The 19919-nt window shown below is 64.9% G+C and carries 14 protein-coding genes; 8 read left to right on the forward strand and 6 right to left on the reverse strand.

The genetic code is table 11. The features are described 5' to 3' along the window. Positions 1–57: 57 nt before the first annotated feature. The 3 genes from IHV84_RS08745 to IHV84_RS08755 are packed head-to-tail and all read right to left on the reverse strand — an operon-like array spanning position 58 to position 2652. The gene (locus tag IHV84_RS08745) at positions 58–897 is read right to left on the reverse strand and encodes a creatininase family protein (protein ID WP_198846572.1); all 840 of its coding nucleotides are present in this window, start codon (positions 895–897) and stop codon (positions 58–60) included. After that, entirely contained in the window at positions 890–1492 is a 603-nt protein-coding gene (locus tag IHV84_RS08750) for a hypothetical protein (RefSeq protein WP_198846573.1), read from the reverse strand. The genes IHV84_RS08745 and IHV84_RS08750 overlap by 8 nt, the downstream gene beginning before the upstream one ends. Next, a complete protein-coding gene (locus IHV84_RS08755; RefSeq protein WP_198846574.1) occupies positions 1489–2652 on the reverse strand; it encodes an AAA family ATPase in 1164 nt (387 codons plus the stop codon). The genes IHV84_RS08750 and IHV84_RS08755 overlap by 4 nt, the downstream gene beginning before the upstream one ends. Positions 2653–2711: 59 nt before the next feature. On the opposite strand from IHV84_RS08755, the gene IHV84_RS08760 reads away from it, so the two are divergent. The 4 genes from IHV84_RS08760 (at position 2712) to IHV84_RS08775 (ending at position 10535) form a co-directional block, all read left to right on the forward strand. Continuing rightward, entirely contained in the window at positions 2712–3464 is a 753-nt protein-coding gene (locus IHV84_RS08760) for an alanyl-tRNA editing protein (RefSeq protein ID WP_198846575.1), read from the forward strand. 268 nt (positions 3465–3732) lie between these two features. After that, complete coding sequence (locus IHV84_RS08765) at positions 3733–7548, forward strand: DUF748 domain-containing protein (RefSeq protein WP_198846576.1); 3816 nt, start codon at positions 3733–3735, stop codon at positions 7546–7548. Between the two features lie 233 nt (positions 7549–7781). Beyond that, a complete protein-coding gene (locus IHV84_RS08770) occupies positions 7782–10007 on the forward strand; it encodes a protein-disulfide reductase DsbD (protein WP_198846577.1) in 2226 nt (741 codons plus the stop codon). A gap of 81 nt (positions 10008–10088) precedes the next feature. Next, positions 10089–10535, forward strand: a complete 447-nt coding sequence (locus IHV84_RS08775) for a CoA-binding protein (RefSeq protein ID WP_198846578.1) — start codon at positions 10089–10091, stop codon at positions 10533–10535. A 32-nt stretch (positions 10536–10567) separates the two neighbouring features. Here IHV84_RS08775 and IHV84_RS08780 read toward each other — a convergent pair whose 3' ends face one another. From IHV84_RS08780 to IHV84_RS08790, 3 genes are read right to left on the reverse strand one after another with little or no spacing between them, the layout of a single operon-like run. After that, positions 10568–11119, reverse strand: a complete 552-nt coding sequence (locus tag IHV84_RS08780) for a DUF2062 domain-containing protein (RefSeq protein ID WP_066699024.1) — start codon at positions 11117–11119, stop codon at positions 10568–10570. A gap of 12 nt (positions 11120–11131) precedes the next feature. Beyond that, on the reverse strand, positions 11132–11293 hold the full coding sequence (locus tag IHV84_RS08785) for a hypothetical protein (protein ID WP_198846579.1): 162 nt from the start codon (positions 11291–11293) through the stop codon (positions 11132–11134). Between the two features lie 12 nt (positions 11294–11305). Continuing rightward, positions 11306–12289: a TerC family protein gene (locus IHV84_RS08790; protein ID WP_044397771.1), complete on the reverse strand. Its 984-nt coding sequence runs from the start codon at positions 12287–12289 to the stop codon at positions 11306–11308. Positions 12290–12459: 170 nt separating this feature from the next. On the opposite strand from IHV84_RS08790, the gene IHV84_RS08795 reads away from it, so the two are divergent. From IHV84_RS08795 to priA, 4 genes are all read left to right on the forward strand, one after another. After that, positions 12460–13347 carry a LysR family transcriptional regulator gene (locus tag IHV84_RS08795; RefSeq protein WP_198846580.1) on the forward strand — a complete coding sequence of 296 codons (888 nt, stop codon included), beginning with the start codon at positions 12460–12462 and terminating at the stop codon, positions 13345–13347. Positions 13348–14221: 874 nt separating this feature from the next. After that, on the forward strand, positions 14222–15802 hold the full coding sequence (locus IHV84_RS08800; protein ID WP_198846581.1) for an MFS transporter: 1581 nt from the start codon (positions 14222–14224) through the stop codon (positions 15800–15802). Between the two features lie 87 nt (positions 15803–15889). Then, on the forward strand, positions 15890–17005 hold the full coding sequence (gene hemE / locus IHV84_RS08805; RefSeq protein WP_198846582.1) for a uroporphyrinogen decarboxylase: 1116 nt from the start codon (positions 15890–15892) through the stop codon (positions 17003–17005). A 621-nt stretch (positions 17006–17626) separates the two neighbouring features. Further along, positions 17627–19753, forward strand: coding sequence for a primosomal protein N' (gene priA / locus IHV84_RS08810; RefSeq protein ID WP_198846583.1), 2127 nt, complete (start codon positions 17627–17629; stop codon positions 19751–19753). The last annotated feature ends 166 nt before the right edge of the window (positions 19754–19919 follow it).

The raw sequence follows: 19919 nt of genomic DNA on the forward strand, positions 1-19919 counted from the left end.
GCTATCAAATAAATAGCTTCCAGCGCTTTACAGAAAATCGCTAGCAGCCTATTTGATTCATACCCCAGCATCTCGCACCGTGTCCAGCGGCAACGCCGCCACCTCGGCCAGCAGCGCCGCCAAGGCCGCGCCCGCCGCCTGTACCACGGCCCGGCCTTTGTCGGCCGTGGCAGCATCGGCCTGGCCCACAGCGCCGCTTGGGTGGTAGTCCTCCATCGCCCAACCCATCTTGGCGCTTTTGCCGTTGCCCAAAATGGCAAAGCGCTCGGCCCGGTCTTGTGAGGTGGATCGGAAATTCTGTGCGTGCTCCATGTGCACGGTGCCGGGCGCCAGGTGCAGCATCATCGACGTTTCAATGTCGCCCGCATGGATGCCAAAGCGGTGCTCTTGCGCGCTGAACAGGCCCTGCACCTCGGGCGGCTGGGGCAGGCTGAACCAGCTGGCGCTGTACACCAGCAGACCGTGGCGCTGGCGCAGCTCGCGGGCCACAATGTCCATCACCGCCACGTTGCCGCCGTGGCTGTTGAAGATCAGCAGCTTCTTCACCCCCGCCCGCGCCACGCAGGCGCCAAGCTCGGTCCACAAGGCGATCACGGTGGCAGGCGAGAGCGTGAGCGTGCCGGGGAAGTTTTCATGCTCGGTGCTCAGGCCGATGTTTTGCGGCGGCAAGAACAGCGCAGGCACATCGGCCCTCAGGTGGGGCAAGGCCGCGTCGATCACGCCCTGCAGCAGCGTGGCGTCCACCGACAGCGGCAGGTGCGGGCCGTGCTGCTCCACCGCCGCCACCGGCAGCACTGCCACCACCTGTGCGGCCTGGCCGGTGCTTTGCAGCGCGGCAAAGTCGCGGGTGGAAAGGTCGGCCCAGAAGCGGGACGGAAAGTGGTGCAATTCAGTCATGATCGTTTGCCATACGCTGCAAATGTTTGACTGCGCGCTCCAAACTTGGGGAGGAAGATCGCGCACGCTCCACACTCCAGTGGCTTTTCACAAATGCGCATAGGTGAATGTTGTATCCCGAGCCTTGCCGAAAAGGATTGCTACGCGAGACAGCCTCCTCCCTTATGTACCGCTGCCTGGATTTAGATAACGCCACCAATACGGCAGCCTTAGCATCCAAGACATCATCAGGCGATCGAGGCAACCTGCGTTTATCGACCTGTAGCCCTAGCGCAAAGCCTTCCTGATCTGCCATGAGCCAGCTCTCTGCTTCGTTGACGGCCAGCCGTACAAGCATGTTTTTGTGACTACGTGCCGGGACATTCTTTTGGAGCCACTGCTTCACGCACTGCCCGTCAGTATCTGCAATACACAGCACTGGCTGAACAAATTGCGCTTGTTCCGAATACCGCGGCAAAGCAGGAATCAGCTTTGTCACGCCTTTGGTATCAATGGCAGGCCCCGCCAAAGACCAACCCGGAAGGGCTGCGGCCACCAATTTTTCACCTAGGGCGCAGCAAAGAGCATCCTCACCCACCACCAAAATACGCTTCACGTCCACAACCCCAGCTGGTCGACTCCTTGTGGCCGCGTCTTCGGCAGCAAGACTTCTGCAGGGGTCAGCCCATGCTGCATTTGTTCCTGTTCACCAGAGTCAGGGGGGCGAATCGTCGAGCCATTCTCTCCGGGGACGATGAGCAGGGATTGGCTGTCACCATCCACGTTCTGCAGAAGAATGTCACTGTGGGTGCTGATCAATACTTGTCTTGCAGAGCCCCGTCGTTTGCGATCACGCAAAACGCGATCAATCAACAAGGGAATGTGCGCAATGATGGCGTCGTTCAGAGACTGCTCAGGCTCCTCCAGAAGCAGAAGCCCTCCAGACTCCTGCAGAGCCCACAAAAGGCCGATCAACCGCAGAGTCCCGTCAGATAGCTGGTTCTCGCGCTGCCATGAACCGTGGACGCGCCAATGGGTGAAGTTTGCCTCTAAGTGCCAAAGGCCAGACAGGGGGTCTTGCTCAAAGCGTAGCTCCGAAAACAGCGGCACTGCACTGGCCAAGGCCTTCTGAATCCGCCTCAGGCGCGCATCGCGGGTCTTCTTGGGTGTTTGCGCAATACGCTGCATCAGCCCTTGCCCAAACGGGTCGCTCTCTGCAATGCGCGCGCCTATCTCGTCACCGTGCTTTAACAACTGGGGGACAAGATGCAAATAGGTGGAGGCTGCAAAGAACTCTGCCAACGGCCGGAAAGACAGGTTGCTGCCAATTTGCTCCAAATGGGTTTGGGTCAAACGCTCGGGATCTGATTGGTCGCCTGCATCCGGGCGGCTGAGCAAGATCTGGCCGTCCTTCTCTACCCGCTCCTCTGAAATCAACACACGCTGTTGTCCCTTGCCCTCGGATTTCAAACCTAATACGTAACGCCACTGCGTTGACTGCACACCGCTGCCATCCACCAGCTCTACCTCGATACGCACTTCAGGATCACGGCGTGCGTGCAAGCTTCGCAACTTGGCCAGGCCATCTCTGTCCTTGACCGCTTTCTGTACCCCACCGCCATCGGTTTGGGCCACGGTGCGCAGGAATCGAAACACTTCCAGCAGATTGGACTTGCCGGACGCATTGGCACCAAGGACGTGCGTACGCGCAGCCAGAGGCACGTCAGCTTCACGGAAATTGCGCCAGTTCTTAAGCTTCAGGCGTGTAATCTGCATTAACCATCTCCCAAACACATTTGTGTTGAGCAACGATCTTATTCGCACGGTATTCATTCATGACCCAAGACCTCTTCCGCCAAGACGCCTACCTGCGCGAATGCAGCGCCCACATCACCGCCGTGACCGAAGCGGGCATCGTGCTGGACCGGACGGTGTTCTACCCGCTGGGCGGCGGCCAGGCGGGCGACAGCGGGGTGCTGGTGCTGGCCAATGGCACCGAAATCGCCATTGCCGACACGCGCAAGGGCAAGAACGCCGAGGGCCAGCCCACCAATGGCATCGTGCATGTGCCAGCACCGGGGCAAGAAGCCCTGCTGGCCACGCTGACACCTGGCACCACCGTCACCGCCCGCATCGATTGGGAACGCCGCCACCGCATGATGCGGCTGCACACCACCAGCCACCTGCTGTGCCATGTGGTGCCCCAGCTGGTCAATGGCTGCTCCATCACGCCCGACTACGCCCGGCTGGACTTTGCGATGACCGACCCGCTGGACAAAGAGCAACTCACCGCCGCCATTGCCACACTGGTGGCGGCGGCCCATCCGCTCACGGTGGCGTCGATCAGCGATGAGGAGCTGGATGCCAACCCCAGCCTGGTCAAGAGCATGAGCGTGCAGCCGCCCCGGGGCACGGGGCGCATCCGCACCATTCGGATCGGCGGCGAAGGCGATGCGCCATTGATCGACCTGCAGCCCTGCGGTGGCACGCATGTGGCCAACACGGCTGAGATTGGCGCCATCGTGGTAACCAAGATTGAAAAGAAAAGCGCCACCACCCGCAGGGTGGTGTTGGGCTTTGTCCCATGAGCGCAGCGAACAGCGCTTTTCTTTGGGGTGCACTCATTGGCGCGCAGCGCCGGTGGGGGCACACCAAAAGCTGCACCATGTCCGCCACCACCCGCAGGGTGGTGCTGGGCTTTGCCCGCTGAGCACGATCCACATCTGGATACCTTGAAAGCCTGAGGCCAGGCCAGCCCCTGTTACCTTTGAGTACCCTGCTGCGTTGAACCCAGCAACGGGCCGGCACCCACGGTGGTGTGCCACGCCCCAGCCAACTTTTTTGTTCTGACCTGCCATGCCAGCCCCCCTGCGCGCCCTGCTCGGCCACCCCCAACTCACCCGCCTGCGGCAAAGCCGTTGGTTCAAGCCCGCCACACGGGCGCTGGCCGCACTGCTGGGGGTATGGGCCCTGTCGTGGCTTTCCGTGCCTGCCCTGGTCAAGGGGCCGCTGGAGCGCCTGGCCAGCGAGCAACTGGGCCGCACGGTCACTGTGGGCTCACTCGACTTCAAGCCCTGGTCGCTGGAACTGACGTTGCGCGACATTACCGTGGCCGAGGCCAAAGGCGCTGAGGGCCAAGCACAACTGACCATCGGGCGCGTGTATGTGGACGCCGAACTGCAGTCGCTGCTGCGCCTGGCGCCGGTGGTGGATGCCTTCACCGTGGAAAACCCCGTGCTGCGCATCACCCACCTGGGCCAGGGCCGTTATGACGTGGACGATGTGATTGCCAAGCTGACGGCCCCCAAGGACGACACAAAAAAAGCCCCGTCAACCGAGCCCGCGCGACTGGCGCTGTACAACCTGCTGCTGCAAGGCGGGCGCGTGGACTTCACCGACAACACCGTGGGCAAGACGCATTCGGTGCAGGACCTGCTGCTGTCAGTGCCCTTCATCAGCACGCTGTCCGACAAGAAAGAAGTGCGCGTGGAGCCCCGGCTGGCCTTCACGCTGGAGGGCAGCCGTTTTGACTCGTCAGCCCAAAGCACGCCGTTTGCGCAAACCCGGCACGCCGACGCCCACATCCGCTGGGATGACCTGGACCTGGCGCCCTACCTGGGCTACCTGCCGGCCAGCCTGCCCATTCAGCTCAAGGCGGCCACGCTGGACGTGGACGTGAAGCTGGCTTTTGAGCAGACACCGCGCTTGGCTGTGAAGCTTTCGGGCCAAGTGCAGACCCGCGATGTGAAGATGACCGACCGCGAAGGCCAGGACCTGTTGGCCTTTGATCGCCTGACGGTGGACATGGCCGATGTGCGCCCGCTGGAGCAAGTGGTGGACCTGGCCCAGGTAGAACTGCTCAAGCCCGTACTGCACGCCCAGCGCGACGCCGCAGGGCGGCTGAACCTGGCACAACTGGCCGGTGGCCCAGCGCCTGCATCACCCCCGAAGGAAGCCGCCTCGCAACCCGCCAAGTCATCCACCAAAGCCGCCGTGCCCTGGGCGGTGAGCGTGGCGCGCGCCAGCGTGCGCGATGGCACGGTGCACTGGGCTGACCAGACCACCCAGCCCGCCGCAGCCTTGCAGGCACGCAGCCTGGGCCTGGAACTCACTGGCCTGGCCCTGCCGCTGCAAAAGCCTGTGGCCTTCAAGGGCGCCCTGGTGTTGCCCGATACCAATGCAACCAACGCCGCCGTGCCCCCCACCCGGCAGACAGGCAAAGCCAAGGCGGGTGCAGCCAAAGTGGTGGCCGCGAAGGCAGACACACCTGCGGCTCCTGAAGGCAAGCTGGCGTTTGAAGGCGAAGCCACTACCCAAAACGCCCAGGTGCAAATCACCACCGAGGCGCTGGCGCTGCAACTGGCGGCGCCCTATATGGCGCAGTACCTGGAGCCCACGGTGGCCGGCCAGCTCACCGGCACGCTGGGCGTGCAATGGCAAGCCCCACCCGCAGACAAAAACGCCACAGGCCTGACGGTGACCGCAGGCCCGCTGGCGCTGAACCAACTGGCCCTGCGCCAGGGCAACACCCACCTGGCAAGCCTGAGCAAGCTGGAAGTCAAGGGCCTGCAGGTGCCGCTGGACGAGCGCACCGTCACGTTGGAGTCGCTGAGCCTGAACACCCCCAAACTGGCCGTGGAGCGCGGCAGTGACGGGCGCTGGATGTTTGAGCGCTGGACCAAAACCCCGTCCACACCGAGCGAGACAACAGCAACGAGCCAGACCGCCGCCCCCTGGGTGGTGCGCGTGGGTGAGTTGGCCCTGCAAGGCGGCGCTGTGGCCTTTGCCGACAACGCCCAGCCCCGCCCTGTGGCGCTGGAGGTATCGGCCCTGGACGTGAGCGCCAAGAATCTGGCCACCGACAGTGGCAAGCCCGGCGCGTTCTCGCTGAGCGCCCGCGCGGCGGCAGGCAAGGGCAACGCCAAGAGTGCGGCGGGCAAGATTGACTACCAGGGCACGCTGGCCCTGCAGCCGCTCGCCACCCAGGGCAAGCTGGACGCTACCCGCGTGCCCTTGCATAGGCTGGACGGCTACCTGGCCCAGCAGTTGGCCATTGAACTGCTGCGCGCCGATGTGGGCTTTCGGGGGCAGGTGGCGTTTGCGCAGTCTGACAAGGGCGCCAGCCTGAAGCTGGCGGGCGACGCGGCCATTGAAGACCTCAAGGCCAACAGCACCGCGGCATCCACCCCCATGACCGAAGCGCAGGTGGGCGAGGAACTGCTGGCCTGGAAGAGCCTGAACCTGCGCGGCCTGAGCGTGGCCACCGCCCCTGGCACCGCCCCCAAGGTGCAGGTGGGCGAGACCAGCCTGCAGGACTTTTTTGCGCGCATCACCATCAACGAAGCCGGTCGCATCAACCTGCGCGACATCGTCAAAGGCGAGCCGCAAACCCCACCGGTAACGGCAGCTACGGCTGCGGCGTCAGCTCCCGTGCCAAGCGCCTCGGCTGCTTCAGCCACGCAGCCCGTGCACACCGCGGCGCGCGACCCGCTGGCACCCGTGGTGCAGTTTGGCCCCATGAGCCTGGTCAACGGCAAGGTGCTGTTTTCCGACTTTTTCATCAAACCGAATTACTCGGCCGACCTGACCGAGCTGACAGGCAAGCTGGGGGCGTTCTCGTCCGAAGCGCCGGGTAGTGAGCCCCAGCTGGCCGCACTGGAGCTACTGGGCCGCGCCGAGGGCTCCGCCTCGCTGGAGGTCACGGGCCAACTCAACCCCCTGACCCAGCCGCTGGCGCTGGACATTGCAGGCAAGGTGCGCGACCTGGACCTGCCGCCGCTTTCGCCCTATTCGGTGAAGTACGCAGGCCACGGCATTGAACGCGGCAAGCTCAGCGTGGACGTGACCTACAAGGTGCTGCCCAACGGGCAGCTGACGGCCAGCAACCGCATCGTGCTGAACCAGCTGACCTTTGGCGAGCCCGTGGCAGGTGCGCCCAACAGCCTGCCCGTGCGCCTGGCGGCTGCGCTGCTGGCCGACCGGCGCGGCGTGATCGACCTGGACCTGCCCATCAGCGGCTCGCTGAACGACCCGCAGTTCCGCATCGGCCCGGTGATTGGCAAGATCATCCTCAACCTCATCGGCAAGGCGCTCACCTCCCCCTTCAGCCTGCTGGCCAGCGCCTTTGGTGGGGGTGTGGAAATGAGCAGCGTGGCCTTTGCCCCTGGCAGCGCCACCCTCAGCCCCGAGGCGCAGCAAAACCTGGGCAAGGTGGCCAAGGCCCTGATGGACCGCCCCGCCCTCAAACTGACCGTGACCGGCACCGCCAACCTGGAAGCGGAACGTGAAGGCCTGCAACGCGAACGCCTGCAGCAACTGGTGCGCGCGGAAAAGCGCCGCGCCCAGCCGGACAGCACCGAGCCCGTCACGGCCGACGAGTACCCCGCCATGCTCAAGGCCGCCTATGGCCGCGCCAGCATCCCCAAACCGCGCAACCTGGTGGGCATTGCCAAAGACCTGACGGTGCCCGAGATGGAAGCCCTGCTGATGGCCAACCAGCCCGCCACCGAAGCCATGGCTGCCGAGCTGGCCGCCCAGCGCGGCCATGCCATCCAGAGCTATCTGGCCGCGCAAAAGCTGCCCGCCGAGCGCCTCTTCCTGGCCGCCCCCAAAACTGGCAGCCAGGTGCCCAAGGGTGCACCCCAGGCAGAGTTGAGCCTGGCGACGCAGTGAGAAGCTCCCCCTGAGTCGCCTGCGGCGCCTTCCCCCTCTCTCGCTGCGCGGGAGGGGGACGCCCCCGGCGCGGCGGGACGGCGCGGCCGGCGTAGGCCCTTGCGCGGGGGCACTGGTACTGGCGCCGCGCCAGTTTCCACGGGCTTGGGGGCTCCGAGCACAATGGCGCATTGAGAATCGAAACCATGGCGGGGCCGGAACCAAACCCGTTCTACCCGCTCCCACACTGCACCATGCCTTCACGCCTGTTCCACCGCCTTGCAGTCACTCTCTTTTTTATAGCTTCCAGCGCTTTATGGACGGGCGCCAGCGCCCAATTTAGCTCCAAATCCACCAGCCAAGGCAACAGCACCGTCACCACCCCCCATGTGCAGGCCGAGCTGGTCGCCCACGCGCCGCAGGGCGTGCGCCCGGGCCAGCCGCTGTGGCTGGGCTTGCAAATCACCCACCAGCCCGACTGGCACACCTACTGGAAGAACCCCGGCGACTCCGGCCTGCCCACCGAGCTGACCTGGCAACTGCCCGCAGGGCTGGATGCGGGCGACATCGCTTGGCCCGTTCCGCACAAAATCGCCATCGGCACCCTGGCCAACTATGGCTACGAAGGCACCGTGCTGCTGCCCGTGCCAGTCACCGTGACCCAGACCTTCGCCCCCGGCCCATTGGCCAAGGACGTTACCGTGCAGCTCAAGGCCTCATGGCTGGTGTGCCGCAAGGAATGCATCCCCGAAGAAGGCAACTTCACCCTGCAATTGCCCATCCAGAGCACCACCGCGCTGCACAGCGCCGCCTTTGATGCGGCCCAGAAGGCGCAACCCCAGCCGCTGGCAAAGCCGAGCGCGCAGCAACAAGCCCAGGTCGATGGCGATGCGTTGCAGGTGCGCGTGGCTGGCCTGCCCGCCGCGCTGCGCGGCAAAACGCTGGACCTGTTCCCCGAAATGCCGGAAGTGCTGCACAACGCAGCCGAAGGTACGCAGCGGTGGGAGGGCGACGTATGGACCGCCCGCATCCCGCTGGCCGAGCAACGCAGCAACAGCCCCAGCACCCTGCCCGTGGTGCTGGCCGAGCGCGTGCAAGGCAGCACCCTCCGCCCCGGCTATCGGGCCGATCTGACCGTGCAGGGCCCCTGGCCGGCAGTGGCCGCCAAGGCCAGCGTGTCGCCCGCACTGGAAGCAGCGCTCAAGGCCAATGCGGCCCTGGCGGGCAGTGGGCTGCCCCCTGCGGCACCCTCAGGCGCATCCAGCCTCACGCTCACCGCCGCACTGCTGGGCGCCTTGCTGGGCGGGCTCATCCTCAACCTCATGCCCTGCGTGTTCCCGGTGCTGGCCATCAAGGTGGTGGGCTTTACCCGCCACGCACAAGACCGGCGCGCCCACCGCATCAGCGGCCTGGCCTACACCGCAGGGGTGGTGCTTTCTTTCCTCGCGCTGGGTGCGCTCATGCTGGGCCTGCGGGCTGCGGGCGAGGCCGTGGGCTGGGGCTTTCAGTTGCAGTCGCCCGCCGTGGTGGCTGCGCTGGCCGGGCTGTTCACCCTCATCGGGCTGAATCTGGCCGGGGTGTTTGAGTTTGGAAACATGCTGCCGTCGTCAGTGGCCAGCCTGCAGGCGCGCCACCCGGTGGCCGACAGCTTCTTGACCGGCGTGCTCGCCGTGGCCGTGGCATCGCCTTGCACGGCGCCATTCATGGGCGCCTCCATGGGCCTCACGGCCACGCTGCCTGCCGCGCAGGCGCTGGCGGTGTTTGCCGCCCTGGGCCTGGGCTTGGCGTTGCCCTACCTGGCCGCCAGCCTGTGGCCCGCCGTGGCGCGCACCCTGCCCCGCCCCGGTGCGTGGATGGACACCTTCCGCCGCTTCCTGGCCTTCCCCATGTTCGCCACCGTGGTGTGGCTGGTGTGGGTGCTGGGGCAGCAAAGCGGCATCGATGGCGCGGCCTCCCTGCTGATCTTGCTGGTGGGCCTGGGCCTGCTGGCCTGGTCGCTGGCCTTGCAAGGCCGCGCACGGCGCTGGCTGGGCAGCGTGGCCACGGTGGCCATGGCCCTGCTGCTGTGGGCCTTTGGCCCCCATGTCACGCGCATGGCAGAGGTGGCGACGGTTCCAGCCAACGCCACAGCCACCGCCGCACAAGGCTGGCAACCTTGGGCCCCAGGCGCTGCAGAGGCCTTGGTGGCCAGCGGACGCCCGGTGTTTGTGGACTTCACCGCCGCGTGGTGCGTGACCTGCCAGTACAACAAGAAAACCACCCTCGCCAACAGCGAGGTGCTGGCCGACCTGCACGCCAAGAACGTCGCCCTGCTGCGTGCCGACTGGACCCGCCGCGACCCCGCCATCACCGCCGCCCTGGCCCAGCTGGGCCGCAATGGGGTGCCGGTGTATGTGTTCTACCGCCCAGGCAAGCCCCCGGTGGTGCTGACTGAAGTGCTGAGCGTGGACGAAGTGCGCAGCACCATCGCGCAGTTGTAGGCTCTTGAACAGGTTCTCAAAGACGCTTAGGGCGACTGCGGCATCTTTCCTCCACACACCCGCCTGACCGCGGCAACCACCATGCAGACAGACGACCTTCAACCCTACCTGTCCATCCTGCAAAGCGCCAAGACGATTGCCATCGTCGGCCTCTCTCCCAAGCCCGAGCGCGACAGCCACCATGTGGCGCAGTACCTGCAGGCGCAGGGGTACCGCATCGTGCCCATCAACCCTTCGGCCACCGAGGTTCTGGGCGAGCGCAGCTGGCCCTCATTGACCGAGGCCGCAAAGCACCACCGCATTGACCTGGTAGATGTGTTTCGCGACAGCGCTGCCGTGCCACCCATTGCCGACGAAGCGATGGCCATCGGCGCAAAGGCCTTGTGGCTGCAGATCGGTGTGTGCCATGACGAAGCCCTGGCCAAGGCCCAGGCGGCGGGGCTGGAGGTGGTGCAAGACCGCTGCACCCTGGTGGAGCACCAGCGCCTGCGCAGTGCTGGGCTGTTGCCAGCAGGCACCCCTCAATGAAACGGGGGCTGGATCACAAGCCCCCGGTCACTTCACCGCCCGCGCGCCCAGCGGCGCTTGCGCTGCAAGGCGGGAGTTAACCACATCAGCTGCACAGCAACGTAGCCCAGCACGGCCATCAGGGCGGCCAAGGCGGGCAAGCCCACCAGCAGCGGCGTGCCCAGGGCCTGCACCCAGGTGGCCAGCGCCTGGACTGAAAACTCCCCCGCAGGGGCTACCGAACTCCAAGCAGGCAAGGTCTGCTCACCCGGCATGACCAAGGCCCCCAGATAAAAAGCCAGCGCATACAGCGGCACGGTAGTGAGGGGGTTGGTATAGAACGTGGCCACGCCCCCGGCCACGATGTTGCCGCGCAGCCAGGCACACACCAGCAAGGTGCCTGGAATCTGCAATGGCCCCGGGATGAGCCCACAGAACATGCCCGCCGCCACGCCCCGCGCCAGGGGCTGGCGCTGGAAGCGAAACAGCGCGCGCCGTTCCAGCCAGGGCTGAAAGCGGGCCAGCGCGCTGCATTCCAGCCGGGTACGCACCTGGGGCTCCAGCCCCCGAAGCCAGCGACGCAAGGTACACAAGGTCTGCATCATGCGCCCGGCCCCTCAACCCATCAGCACCGCTGAGGCGGTGCCAGCGCCCCACACGGTGGTCAGTGCCGCCAGCAGCCCCACGTCACGCAATTCGCTGCCCGCACTGCGGGCCGTCACGGTAGCGATCAGCAGGGCCACCAACATGCACAACATGACTGATTCGAGCAGGACCACGGTGTGCGCCTCTCAGTCTTTGTGGGGCAAGGCAGCAGGCTTGCCGTGGGCGCTTTCGCCCGAGCTGCGCAGCGACAGGATGATGGAGCCTGCGATCAGCGAAGCAGTCACCAGCAGCGCGTAGCCGATCGGGATCTTGTAGAAGTCGATCATCAGCATCTTGGCGCCGATGAACACCAGCACCAGGGCCAGGCCATACGCCAGCAGGTGGAAGCGGTTGGCCAGGTCTGCCAGCAGGAAGTACAGCGCACGCAGACCCAGGATCGCGAAGATGTTGGCCGTGAGCACGATGAACGGGTCGCTGGTGATCGCGAAGATGGCAGGAATGCTGTCCACCGCAAAGATCACGTCGGTGGTGCCAATCAGCACCAGCACCGCAAACAGCGGGGTGTAGTGCTTGACGCCATCGACCATGGTGCTGAGCTTCTCACCGTCAAAGTGGTTGGTGATGCGAATGCGCTTCTTCAACAGCTTGAGCACCGGATTGGTGGTGATGTCAGGCTCCTGGCCCGCTGCAAACCACATCTTCACGCCTGTGATGACCAGGAAGGCACCGAACACATACAGCAGCCAGTGGAACGTGGCCAGCAGCCATGCACCGACCAGAATGAGCAGCGTGCGCAGCACGATGGCACCGATGATGCCGATGATGAGGGCGCGCTTTTGGTACTGGGGTGGCACGGCAAAGTAGCTGAACAGCATCAGGAAGACGAAGATGTTGTCCACCGAGAGGCTCTTCTCCACCAGATAACCGGTGATGAACTGCATCGACACCGTGTTGGCGACGGTGCGCCCCTGCGTGCCATCGAGATACCACCAGAGGATGGCAACAAAGACAAACGCGAGCGAGAACCACAGAATGCTCCAGCGCAGCGCCTCGCCCATGGTCACCTTGTGCGCCCCCTGGCGCTCCATGACCAGCAGGTCGATGGCAATGGCCACTACCACAAACACGGCGAATCCCGCCCACATCCACCACGTTCCTATTGTTTCCATGTTTCTTCTCCAAAGGTGTTTCGGCACATCGCGCAGCCAGCGCGATGGAGCACCGGACTGTAGGGACACTCGGCATTCCTAAAAACCTGTCATCTTGGTACTATTGGTTCGGTTTTTACGAACCAAATGACACCAGACCTCCTGCTTTGCACGAACCCACGGAGTGTGCCATGAGCCAAAGCTTCAATTACCGCCACCTGTATTACTTCTGGGTGGTGGCCAAAGAGGGCGGCATTGCCCGGGCGGCAGAGCGGCTGGACATGGCGGTGCAAACCATCAGCGCCCAGGTGCGCGAACTGGAAAAAGCCCTGGGCGTGAGCCTGCTGCGCAGCGAGGGCCGCAACCTGGTGCTGACCGATGCCGGCGTGGCGGCCATGCACGAGGCCGATCAGATCTTCGCTCTGGGCGAGCAATTGCCGCACCGGGTGCGCGAAGCCGCCGCCGGGCCCACCCTGCGGCTGAACCTGGGCATCTCTGACGGCATTGCGAAACTGGCCGTGCACCGGCTGCTGACCACTGTGCTGGACGAGCCCCACCTGCGCCTGCTGTGCCACGAGGGCGAGTTCCAGCCGCTGCTAGGTGAGCTGGCCATGCACAAGCTCCATGCCGTGCTGGCAGACCGCCCGGCGCCGCCCAACCCCGCCCTCAAAACCACCAGCCAGTTGCTCAGCACCAGCGCCGTGGCCTGGTATGCGCCCCCCTTGTGGGCAGACGCGGCGCGGCAGGCCTTCCCCAAAAGCCTGGCCGTGGTGCCTGTTCTGCTGCCCACCGACCATGCGGCCATGCGTGCGCGGATTGACCACTGGTTTGAACGGGAGCGCATTCGTCCCCGCATTGCAGGCGAGTTCGAGGACAGCGCCTTGCTGAGCACCTTTGCGGCCACAGGCATGGGCGTGATGCCGGCGCCCGTGTTTCTGGGCGAGCACCTGCGGGTGACGCACGGGCTGGAGCATGTGGGCACCACCCCCGAGATCGAGGAGCACTTTCACCTGATCTACAGCGCCCGCAAGGTCATGCACCCGCTGCTGCTGCGGCTGCTTGAAAAGCCGCAGGTGTAAGAACCTGCCGAGAGAATCCATTCAAAGGCCCCGCGTGGGGCTACGCGAACGCCATCTCAACCCGCAGGTTACGCACATTCAGCAAGGGTGATTGCCCGGCTCCTGAAGAAGCGGGAGCGTGGGCCTGTGCATTTCGCAAAAGCCCTGTAAGTCATTGATTTACTTACGATGTTTGGATATGCCTTTTTGCTAGGCAAACCAATGAAAGCGCGTATCTACGCGGGTTTGGAGCGTACGCAGGGGTGATATCAACAAAGTTATCCACAGAAATTCTGAACTTCCCCCAAAACCTCCGATGAATCAACCACTTGCGTCGCTTTGTGCATATTTTTTTGAAAAAGACGGCGCAAATCCAGCACCCCATCCGTCGCTCGACCCTTGACTTATGCACACATTTTTGTATGCAGGGTATCAAGCAAATAGCCCCCATGGATAGCACAAAAAAAGCACCATTTCCGCCTCAGATGATTGATTCATAACGTTTTTTTGGATTGCTTAATTGGTGGGCAATGTGTGCAAAGCCTTGTGGCATGCGGGTTTAGCGCGGGTACCGACAGGCTTTCAACAAAGTTATCCACAGAAACTCTGAATCGCTTTTTCCACTGCAGGGTGTGAAGCCTCGTGCCGTCACGCTAAGAGCGGCTAACAAAACTCAGCGAAGCGGTTCTGGCTAGGCGCCGCGTCGCAGGCAGTACGCGTAGTACGACAAGACGCGGCAACGACGCCAGAAGAGTTTTGTTAGCCGCTCTAAGCACGCAGGGTTCGTGCAAGCTTGGTCGCACGGCGATATGCTGTCACGCTCGGTGGGCACGCCCTCCACCGCCCTATCTGCTGCCACTGCTGCCCCAGCGGTTTCCTGCCCCACCTTGCTGCCATGTCTTCTTCTACCTCCTTGTGGAGCCCCCTGCGCCAACCTGCTTTCCGGGGACTTTGGCTGTGCGGGGGGGTGTTCTTTGTGGGCAATGGCATGCAGGCCATGGCAGCGGCCTGGCTGATGGTGGAGCTGACCGGTTCTTCCTTCCTGGCGGCGCTGGTGCAGACGGCCGTTTTTCTTCCCATGTTTTTGCTGGCCCTGCCCGCCGGCGTGTTGGCCGACACCAACGACCGCCGACGCCTCATCTCCGGGGCGCTGATCGCCCAAACCGCCGCTTTTGCCCTGCTGACGCTGCTGGTGCTGCTGGGTTGGGGAGGCCCCGCCACGGTGCTGCTGCTGGTGTTTGTGGGCGGATGCTGCACGGCCATGCTGACGCCCGCGTGGAATTCCTCGGTAATCGACCCGGTGCCCCGCGATGAGTGGCCGCAGGCCATCACGGCCGTGAGCATTGCCTACAACGCGGCCCGCGCCGTGGGGCCCACGCTGGCCGGGCTGGTGTTTGCGCATTGGGGGGCGGGGTGGGTGTTTGCCATCTCCGTCTTGTCCACCCTGGTGATGTGGGAGTCCATTCGCCGCTGGCCCCCCAAGGCCCATCCACCGTCCCGCCTGCCGGCCGAGCGCTTGTGGGGCGGCATGCTCAGCGGCTTGCGGTTTGCCTGGCATTCCGACCTGATCCTGGCGCAACTGGTGCGGGTGATGGCCTTTGGCGCCGCGGGCTCGGCCCTGTGGGCGCTGCTGCCGGTGATTGCCCAGCGCCAGCTGGGCACGGGCGCACAGGGGTTCGGCCTGCTCATGGGCTGCCTGGGCACCGGGGCCGTGACCGCCGGGCTGGTGCTGGGCAAGGTTCGGGCACGGTTCAGCCTGGACACCATCGTGCTGGTCAGCGGCCTCGTCTTTGCGGGGGCCATGGTGGTGGCGGCACTGACCAAAATCGCTCCCCTGGTGTACCTGGCCATGCTGCTGGGCGGCGCGGCGTGGATGTCTGCGATGTCCACCTTCAATACCGCCACACAAGCCAGCGCCCCGCCCTGGGTGCGTTCGCGTGCGGTGGCGCTGCACATGGTGGCAGCCCTGGGGGCTTTTGCGCTGGGCTCGGCCTTCTGGGGCGCGGCGTCTGACGTGGCCGGGCTGGCGCCCACCCTGTGCGCTGCCGCTGCCGCCATGGGCGTGGGCCTGCTGCTGGCGCGCACCATGCCGCTGCGCATGGGCGCGTTGCACGAAGTGACCCCCGCCACCCCCTGGGATGAACTGTTCATTGAAGCCGAACCCCTGCCCGAGGCCGGCCCCGTGGCCGTAGAAATTGGCTACCGCATCACACCGGGCACCGATGCCGCGTTTCTGGAATCCATCAGCCGCCTGAAGGCGCCGCGTCGGCGCGATGGCGCCACTTTCTGGCGGGTCTACAAAGACTTGGGGCAACCCTCGCGGTATGTGGAGCGCTTCATCGTCGAATCGTGGGCCGACTACCTGCACCAGCGCGCCCGCGCCACGGTGGCCGACCAGACGCTGGAGACCGAGGTGCGCGCCTTCCTGGCGCCTGGGCAAACCACAACCATGTCGCACTACATTGCCGAGCGGTAGGGCCAGGCCCCTCGGCCCCTCCATCTTCTGCGCTGGCGCAAACGCGGCCATGCGGCGCAAGGCGCGCAGCCTGCGACAATCGGGGCCATGAGCTACGCCCCACTCACCAACGACACCTTCCTGCGCGCCTGCCGCCGCCAGGCTACCGACTACACCCCCCTGTGGCTCATGCGCCAGGCGGGCCGCTACCTGCCCGAATACAAGGCCACGCGCGCCAAGGCCGGCAGCTTCATGGGCCTGGCCACGAACGTGGAGTACGCCACCGAGGTGACGCTGCAGCCGCTGGAGCGCTTCCCGCTGGACGCGGCCATCCTGTTCAGCGACATCCTCACCGTGCCCGACGCCATGGGCCTGGGCCTGTCGTTCGCCGAGGGCGAAGGCCCGCGCTTTGCGAAAGTGGTGCGCGACGAAGCCGCCGTGGCCGAGTTGGCCGTGCCCGACATGGACAAGCTGCGCTACGTGTTTGACGCCGTGACCAGCATCCGCAAGGCGCTCAACGGCCGCGTGCCGCTCATCGGCTTCTCGGGCAGCCCCTGGACGCTGGCCTGCTACATGGTCGAAGGCAAGGGCAGCGACGACTACCGCCTCGTCAAGACGCTGATGTACAGCCGCCCCGACCTGATGCACCGCATCCTGGCCGTGAACGCCGACAGCGTGGCCGCCTACCTAAACGCCCAGATCGATGCGGGCGCCCAGGCCGTGATGATTTTCGACAGCTGGGGCGGCGTGCTGGCCGATGGCGCCTTCCAGGAATTCAGCCTGGCCTATACCCGGCGGGTGCTGGCGCAGCTCAAGCGCACCGGGGTGGACGGCACGGACGTGCCCCGCATCGTCTTCACCAAGGGCGGCGGCATCTGGCTCGAAGACATGAAGGACATCGACTGCGAAGTGCTGGGCCTGGACTGGACGGCCAATCTGGGCAAGGCCCGAGCCATTGTGGGTGGCACGGCAGGTGGCCCCGGCAAGGCCCTGCAAGGCAACATCGACCCCAACGTGCTGTTTGCGCCCCCTGCGCAGATCGTGCAGCAGGTGCACAAGGTGCTGGACAGCTTTGGCCAGCCACATACCGACCGCACCACCACCGGCCCCACCCACATCTTCAACCTGGGCCACGGCATCAGCCAGTTCACCCCGCCAGAGCATGTGGCGGCGCTGGTGGAGGCCGTGCACAGCTACTCGCGTTCGCAGCGCCAGGCCGGCTGAACCACGCCGGTTGTGCACAGCGGCGGTGCAGGCATCAAAATTTCAAATCTGGCCCTCAGGCCGATTGAAATTCTTTTGCATCGCCACCGCCGCTGCGCTAAGTGGTTGATTCATATAGCCACCTGCCCTGTGCCGATTTGGCGGGCAAAGTACTCCAGCCCAAGCATTTCAAGGGTTTGGAGCGGGTATACCGACGATATCAACAAAGTTATCCACAGATTTTCTGAATGACAGGCAAAGCATCAGAAAAATCAACAACTTAGCGCCACTTCTGCAACCAATGGCGCAAGTTTTACCTCCGCCACAAATCTGAAGGCCATCCACGCCGGGGGCTTGACGCCGCAGGCTGTTCCACTTATGCACAGCGCCGCTGCTGCACCGACAACGCGGAGATGGCGTACGGCATACCACAGAAAAAATGCCAAAAATCGCATCATCTGCTTGATTTAGAAGGATTTTTTCCCTCTGCCTATTTCCCGGGCATTCTGTCCAAAGCCAGCAGTGGCGCGGGTTTGGTGCTGGTCGCTACAGGCTTTCAACAAAGTTATCCACAGAATTTTGGGATTGCACCACGTCGGCGCGGTGACAATCACAGCCCCCGTTGCCTTTCACGCCCGAGCCTTGAGTGCTTCTTCCCCTTTCATCGCCCCGGTAGCCCTGCACACACCGTCACACAGCGGCGTGGGTGATTTGCTGAGCTATGCCTGCGACCGGCCCCTGCCGCCCGGCACGCTGGTGCGCGTTCCCCTGGGAAACCGCGAGGTGCTGGGCGTGGTGTGGGACAGCGATGCCGCCACCGGCGAGCTGCCCGACGGCGCCACCCTGCGTGCCATCGGCGGGGTGCTGGAAGGCGTGGCGCCGCTGGATTTGCCGTGGCGCCGCCTGGTGGCCTTCACGGCGCGCTATTACCAGCGGGCCCTGGGCGAGGTGGCACTGGCTGCCTTGCCGCCCCAGCTGCGAGATCTGAAACCCGAGCAGCTCGCACGGCGCCTACGCCGCCCGGCCCTGGCCGCAGATGATTCTGGAAGCGCTATTGAAAACATAGCACTTACCGCTGAGCAGGAAAGCGCCAGAGCCCAAATTGCCTCAAACCCTGGCCCCTTTCTGCTGTTTGGCAGCACCGGTAGCGGCAAGACCGAGGTGTACCTGCGCTGCGTGCAAGAGATGCTGGAAGCCGACCCCACCGCGCAAGCGCTGGTGATGGTGCCTGAGATCAACCTCACGCCCCAGTTGGAAGAACGCTTTGTCAGCCGCTTCGCGCCGCGCTTTGGCGCAGGCGCGGTGGTGTCGCTGCACAGCGGCATGACCAACCCGCAGCGCCTCAAAAGCTGGCTGGCCGCGCACAGCGGCACGGCGCGCATCGTGCTGGGCACACGCATGGCGGTGTTTGCCAGCCTGCCAGGGCTCAAGCTCATCGTGGTCGATGAGGAGCACGACCCCAGCTACAAGCAGCAGGAAGGGGCCCGCTACTCGGCGCGCGACCTGGCCATCTGGCGCGGGCGTGAGCAAGGCGCCAAGGTGCTGCTGGGCTCGGCCACGCCGTCGCTGGAAAGCTGGCACGCCAGCCGCCCGCCCACACCCGAAGACCCCGAAGGCGGCCGCTACCTGCGGCTGCACATGCCCAGCCGCATTGGCGCGGGCGCCCTGGCCCGCGTGCGCCGGGTGGACATGAACCAGCAGCAGCGGCGCGCCGTGTTCAGCGCGCCGCTGCTGCAAGCCATCACCGAACGCGTGGCGCGCGGCGAGCAAAGCATGGTGCTGCTCAACCGCCGGGGCTACGCGCCCGTGCTGCATTGCGTGGACTGCGGCTGGAAAAGCGACTGCCCGCACTGCAGCGCGCACCAGGTCTTCCACAAGACGGACCGCACCCTGCGCTGCCACCACTGCGGCTTCACCGTGCGCGTGCCCCACCACTGCCCCACCTGCGGCAGCCCTGACATCCACGCCATGGGCCGGGGCACCGAACAACTCGAAGAACAACTGGCCGCCCTGCTGCGCAACGTGCAGCGCCCCGATGGCAATGCCGCCCGCGTGGCGCGCATTGATGCCGACACCACCAAGGCCAAAGGCGCGCTGGAAGCGCAACTGGCCCAGGTGCACGCGGGCGAAGTGGACGTGCTGGTGGGCACGCAAATGATCGCCAAGGGCCACGACTTCCGCCGCATCACCCTCGTGGCCGCGGTGCAACCCGATGGGGCGCTGTTCAGCAGTGACTTCCGCGCGCCCGAACGGCTGTTCGCGCTGCTGATGCAGGCCGCTGGCCGCGCCGGGCGCGACGCCGCCTACATGGCGGCCCAGGGCACGCCGTGCGAAATGTGGGTGCAAACCTTTCATCCCCAGCACGCGGTGTACGAAGCGCTGCGCAGGCACGACTACGAAGCCTTCGCCGCGCAGCAACTGAAGGAACGCGAAGAGGCAGCCATGCCTCCGTTCGCTTACCAAGCCCTGGTGCGCGCCGATGCCCGCACGCAAGAGGCCGCACAGGGCTTTTTGCAGGCTGCCACCGCCGCCGCCCACGCGGCTGCACTGCCGGGGCTGGAGGCCGTGACGCTGTTCCCGCCCGTGCCGCTCACCATCCAGCGCGTGGCCAATGTGGAACGCGCACAAATGCTCATGGAAAGCCCCAGCCGCGCGGCCCTGCAACGCTTTCTGGCCGCGTGGCAGCCCATCCTGCAAACCACCCGCCACAACCGCGAGCACAAGGGCTTGATACGCTGGCTGGTGGATGTGGATCCGCTGACGATTTGAGGGCCGATGCGGGTGCGTCTTGGTTGCGGCTAGCAGTCTTTCGCAAGACACCCTCAAAAAGCACTCTTGCGCCCACCCAACAAGCGCAAGCAGCTATAACTTCAATAGCAAATGCAGCCAGAGCCGTGTGCGAACCACACCGGCGCGCGCCGCACTATGCCAGCAC

The organism is Acidovorax sp. IB03 (assembly GCF_016406015.1).
GTDB lineage: Bacteria > Pseudomonadota > Gammaproteobacteria > Burkholderiales > Burkholderiaceae_C > Acidovorax > Acidovorax temperans.

Excerpts from the sequence above, each read along its gene's own strand:
- IHV84_RS08795 (WP_198846580.1), top strand. The coding sequence starts at position 12,460 with ATGAGCCAAAGCTTCAATTACCGCCACCTGTATTACTTCTGGGTGGTG.
- IHV84_RS08790 (WP_044397771.1), bottom strand. The coding sequence starts at position 12,289 with ATGGAAACAATAGGAACGTGGTGGATGTGGGCGGGATTCGCCGTGTTT.
- IHV84_RS08765 (WP_198846576.1), top strand. The coding sequence starts at position 3,733 with ATGCCAGCCCCCCTGCGCGCCCTGCTCGGCCACCCCCAACTCACCCGC.
- IHV84_RS08770 (WP_198846577.1), top strand. The coding sequence starts at position 7,782 with ATGCCTTCACGCCTGTTCCACCGCCTTGCAGTCACTCTCTTTTTTATA.
- IHV84_RS08760 (WP_198846575.1), top strand. The coding sequence starts at position 2,712 with ATGACCCAAGACCTCTTCCGCCAAGACGCCTACCTGCGCGAATGCAGC.
- IHV84_RS08745 (WP_198846572.1), bottom strand. The coding sequence starts at position 897 with ATGACTGAATTGCACCACTTTCCGTCCCGCTTCTGGGCCGACCTTTCC.
- IHV84_RS08780 (WP_066699024.1), bottom strand. The coding sequence starts at position 11,119 with ATGATGCAGACCTTGTGTACCTTGCGTCGCTGGCTTCGGGGGCTGGAG.
- IHV84_RS08800 (WP_198846581.1), top strand. The coding sequence starts at position 14,222 with ATGTCTTCTTCTACCTCCTTGTGGAGCCCCCTGCGCCAACCTGCTTTC.
- IHV84_RS08755 (WP_198846574.1), bottom strand. The coding sequence starts at position 2,652 with ATGCAGATTACACGCCTGAAGCTTAAGAACTGGCGCAATTTCCGTGAA.
- hemE (WP_198846582.1), top strand. The coding sequence starts at position 15,890 with ATGAGCTACGCCCCACTCACCAACGACACCTTCCTGCGCGCCTGCCGC.
- IHV84_RS08775 (WP_198846578.1), top strand. The coding sequence starts at position 10,089 with ATGCAGACAGACGACCTTCAACCCTACCTGTCCATCCTGCAAAGCGCC.